Consider the following 3,949-nt stretch of genomic DNA (forward strand, 5'->3'; position numbering starts at 1 on the left):
TAGACGATGATGAAGGGCACGCCCTCTACCACCGCCTGGACCGCCTGTTTCTCGGACTCCAGCCCGGGTGGGGGAGCCTGCGCATCGGCCGGCAGGCCGTGACCTGGGGAAACGGGCTGATCTTCAACCCCTTCGACCTGGTAAACCCCTTTTCTCCCACCGATATAGAGCGGGACTACAAGGTCGGCGATGACATGTTGAACGCCCGGTTTCCGGCGGGTAGCCGGGGGGAGCTCCAGCTGCTCTACGTCCAGAGGAGGGATCCTTCGACGGGGGACCCGGTATGGCCACAGAGCTCGCTTGCCGGGAAACTGCACTTCCCCCGGGGGACCACGGAGCTCGACCTGATGGCGGCGAAACACTACCGGGACACCGTCGTCGGGATCGGGAGCACCGGGTATCTGGGAGATGCCGCCTGGCGCGTGGATGGAACCTGGACGTTTCTCAGGGAAAACCGGGGAAACGACGACTACCTGTCCCTGGTGGCGAACGTCGACTACTCATGGGTCTGGGGGGAGAAGAACTTTTACGGGTTCCTCGAGATCTACCTAAACGGCCTGGGTGACAGGCGCTACGCCGAGGCGGTCCTCGACCCCGACATCCGGGAGAGGCTGGAGCGGGGCGAGCTGTTCGTCCTGGGGCGGGCCTATCTGAGCGGCCACGTGATGGTGGAGCTCCATCCCCTTTTCAACCTCTTTTTGACGGTGATAAACAACCTGGACGATCCCTCGGGCATTGTCCAGCCCCGCGCCGTCTGGGACCTGGCGGAAGATGTCCAGGTAACCGTGGGGGGAAACGTGGCGTACGGGGAGAGAGGCACCGAGTTCGGGGGCTTCGATCTTGCCGGATCGGGCCTGTTCACCGAACCATCCGACAGCGCCTATGTGTGGATCACCTACTACTTTTAACGGTTTTCCGACCGAAGCCCCTGATGAGCCATACGAGGGCCAACGCCATCAGCAGCACCGAGAAGTACTGCCCGGGGGTAAGACCGAGGTATCTCGTGTCGGCCACGCGAAGGGTGTCGAGCAGGAAGCGGGCCGGCGCGTAGAGGAGCATGACCAGTGCCGGCTGGAAACCTTCGAAGGGGCGGGTGTTCCTGGTTGCGTGGAGGACGATTATGAGCAAAAGGGTCAGAAACATCTCGTACATGCCCAGGTTGTGGCGCACCACGCCCGAGGGGTCCGCCATGGCGAGGATGAAGTCTGTCTGCCGGCCCGGGTGATCGAACACGATCGTACAGCCGATGCGGCCGATGACCCAGCCGTGGACGAGGCCGAAGATGACCGCCTCGCCGTACCGCAAAACGGGCACCTTTTTCCACCGGAAGTAGACGAGGGCGCCGAGGGCGCCGCCGATGAACCCCCCGTACGAGGAGAGCCCCCTCCAGACCGCAAGAAGGGTAAGGGGGTTCTTCCTGACTTCGTCGGGGTAGTAGAGGATGTCCGATACCAGGTGGGCCATGACGAACGCTACGATGAGGAGCCAGAACATCCCGTCGGCCATGATGTCGGGATCGAGGCCGGTTTGAACTGCTCGCCTCCGGCCGATCTTGAATCCCACGATCACGGCGAGAGCGACCAGCACGCCGAAGGGGTTGATCGGGATGTACCCGAAAAGCTTGTATGGGGGAATGTAGAGGCTCGGCAGCATGACGACCCGGTTACGGAAATTTTTTGGCTATATCCTTTTTAAACCATAATGCTCTGTTTGTACACGCCCTTTCCCCGTTTTCCCCCTCCCTCACCTCGAAGCACCCCCAAATTATTCGCCGAATCGTTATCTCATTATGGTATGTATTAAAAGTGATCGGGATGGAAGACAGGGGGCCCCGTCAACCGGGGATATTGCCCGTGTCCCGCTCTCTTGGAGCAAACGATGATCAGGTGTCCGGGGTGTCAGGCGGAATTCGAGACGGGTGCGAAATTCTGCATTCACTGCGGGGCGGACCTTTCCGGGGAATTCCTCCGAAATCCTGTCTGCCCGAAGTGCGGGAGAACGTATCCCGAGGGCTCCAACTACTGCGACGATGACGGCTCCAGGCTCGTCGAGGAGGAAATGCTGGTCCCCCGGTGCGTCGTCTGCGGGAGAACGTTCAGTGAGGAGACGAGATTCTGCCCCGATGACGGGGGAGTCGTCATTGCCGGGGCGTTGCGGAAAAAATCTCCTTCCCCCTTTACCATCGGGAAGAAGGTAAGCGACCATGAATGGGAGGGGCTCGTTGGCAGGGAGTACCGGGTAAAAAGGCATGAGTACCTCTCACGGGGGTGGGAGCTGTTCAAGGAGAACGCCGGCGGGTTTATCGGGTTTTCCGCCCTCACCATTTTTGTCAACCTTGCCCTGCAGTTTCTGCCGATGCTGGGCTTCCTCGTAAGAGCTGCCATTTACGCCCCGCTGATCGGTGGTTTTTACATCATGGCATTCAAGATGATCAAGAGGCAGCGGACGGAGTTCGCCGACTTCTTCTTGGGATTCGGCTTTTTTCTCCCCCTTCTTTTGGGCGGGCTGCTCACCGGCTTCTTCACGATCGTGGGGCTCGTTCTCCTCGTGGTTCCGGGGATCTACCTGGCCGTCTCCTACGTCTTCACCATTCCTCTCATCGTTGACCGGGAGATCGACTTCTGGCAGGCGATGGAGATCAGCAGGAAGTTCGTCACGAAAAACTGGTTTTCCCTCTTCCTCTTCCTTTTTGTCCTCTTCCTCGTCAACATAGGCGGCGCCCTGCTCTTCGGCGTAGGACTCCTGGTCACCATTCCCTTTACGTTCTGCTCCCTTGCGGCTGCCTACGACGACCTGCTGGGCATAGAGACGGGATACTTCTGATTTGCCCGTGCTGCCCCGCTTTCTTGCCAGCCGGCAAGCTGCCTGGTATGCTTTTTCAGAGGCATTCGCCTCCAGTCCTCGATGCGCCTGAAGGGCAGCGTTTGGCCGTTACGCCGGCAGGGGGAAGGCTCATCACCGGGGTCAGGCCCTGGCGGGGAAGGTCACCTTTCACGGGGCTGCGAAATGCCCGGTCCTGCAAAAGAGTGCTCCAGAAATAAGCCAAGGGGGAGGAGGAAAATGGCGTGGATAAGCCTGGAAAAGAGAGAGGGGATTGCCGTGATTACTCTCTTAAGGGAGGAGAGGATGAACGTGTTCAACCTCGAGTCGGGAAAAGAGCTGCTCGAGGCCCTCTTTAACGCCGGTTCTGACGGAAGCGTGCGCTGTGTCGTCATAACCGGGGCCGGCAGGGTATTTTGCGCCGGGGGGGACATCGGCCTGATGGAGAAGGGTATCAGGGATGGCGGATACGACATGCGGCTGCTTCCCGTGTACCTCCACACGATAATAGCCGAGGTGAGAAGGATGGAGAAACCGGTGATTTCCGCCATCAACGGGGTGGCGGCAGGCGCAGGGATCGGGATAGCCCTGTCTGCCGACCTGGTCTACGCCTCGGAGAGAGCGACCTTTGTCCTTGCCTACGGTAACATTGGGCTCTCCCCCGACGGTGGCGCCACATTTCTCCTTGCCCGTGAGATGGGATACCACAGGGCCATGGAGCTGATGCTCACCGGCAGGACCCTGTCTTCAAGGGAAGCCCTCACCCTGGGCCTCATCAACGGGGTTTTCGGCGGGGAGGAGCTTTTCGAGGCCGTTTACGAGGTGGCGAAAAAGGTGGCGGCGGGACCAACGAGGGCATTTGCCAGGGCCAAAGCCCTGTTCAACAGCGCCTTTTTTGAAAATTTCGAAACACAGCTCGAGAGGGAGCGGCAGGCCCTCGGAAAACAGTTCGCAACATCCGATTTCAGAGAGGGCGTGACAGCCTTTCTTGAAAAGAGGACACCCCGGTTCAAGGGAGAGTAAAAAATAGAGAACAAAAGAAAGCAGGGCAGCAGTGCCACAGGGCACAGTTTACCGTTTCCGGTTGAACGCGAAACGCGAAACGAGAAACCAGAAACTGCATGGTAAT

General features: G+C 59.4%; 4 protein-coding genes. 3 read left to right on the forward strand and 1 reads right to left on the reverse strand.

All coding sequences use genetic code 11. The annotated features are described in order from the left end of the window. A partial coding sequence (locus tag GTN70_08225; GenBank protein ID NIO16971.1) for a hypothetical protein occupies positions 1–908 on the forward strand: 908 nt, incomplete at its 5' end. Here GTN70_08225 and GTN70_08230 read toward each other — a convergent pair. Next, positions 892–1,653 carry a prolipoprotein diacylglyceryl transferase gene (locus tag GTN70_08230; protein ID NIO16972.1) on the reverse strand — a complete coding sequence of 254 codons (762 nt, stop codon included), beginning with the start codon at positions 1,651–1,653 and terminating at the stop codon, positions 892–894. The two genes, GTN70_08225 and GTN70_08230, sit on opposite strands and share 17 nt — an antisense overlap. Before the next feature lie 225 nt (positions 1,654–1,878). On the opposite strand from GTN70_08230, the gene GTN70_08235 reads away from it, so the two are divergent. Together GTN70_08235 and GTN70_08240 are read left to right on the forward strand one after the other, a co-directional pair. Further along, positions 1,879–2,823, forward strand: coding sequence for a hypothetical protein (locus tag GTN70_08235; protein NIO16973.1), 945 nt, complete (start codon positions 1,879–1,881; stop codon positions 2,821–2,823). A 237-nt stretch (positions 2,824–3,060) separates the two neighbouring features. Further along, complete coding sequence (locus GTN70_08240; protein ID NIO16974.1) at positions 3,061–3,843, forward strand: hypothetical protein; 783 nt, start codon at positions 3,061–3,063, stop codon at positions 3,841–3,843. The last annotated feature ends 106 nt before the right edge of the window (positions 3,844–3,949 follow it).

The sequence above is a fragment of the Deltaproteobacteria bacterium genome (genome assembly GCA_011773515.1).
Taxonomy (GTDB): domain Bacteria; phylum Desulfobacterota; class Deferrimicrobia; order J040; family J040; genus WVXK01.

What these genes read in the sequence shown, in the direction of transcription:
- GTN70_08230 (NIO16972.1), bottom strand. Translation starts at nt 1,653, where the DNA reads ATGCTGCCGAGCCTCTACATTCCCCCATACAAGCTTTTCGGGTACATC.
- GTN70_08240 (NIO16974.1), top strand. Translation starts at nt 3,061, where the DNA reads ATGGCGTGGATAAGCCTGGAAAAGAGAGAGGGGATTGCCGTGATTACT.
- GTN70_08235 (NIO16973.1), top strand. Translation starts at nt 1,879, where the DNA reads ATGATCAGGTGTCCGGGGTGTCAGGCGGAATTCGAGACGGGTGCGAAA.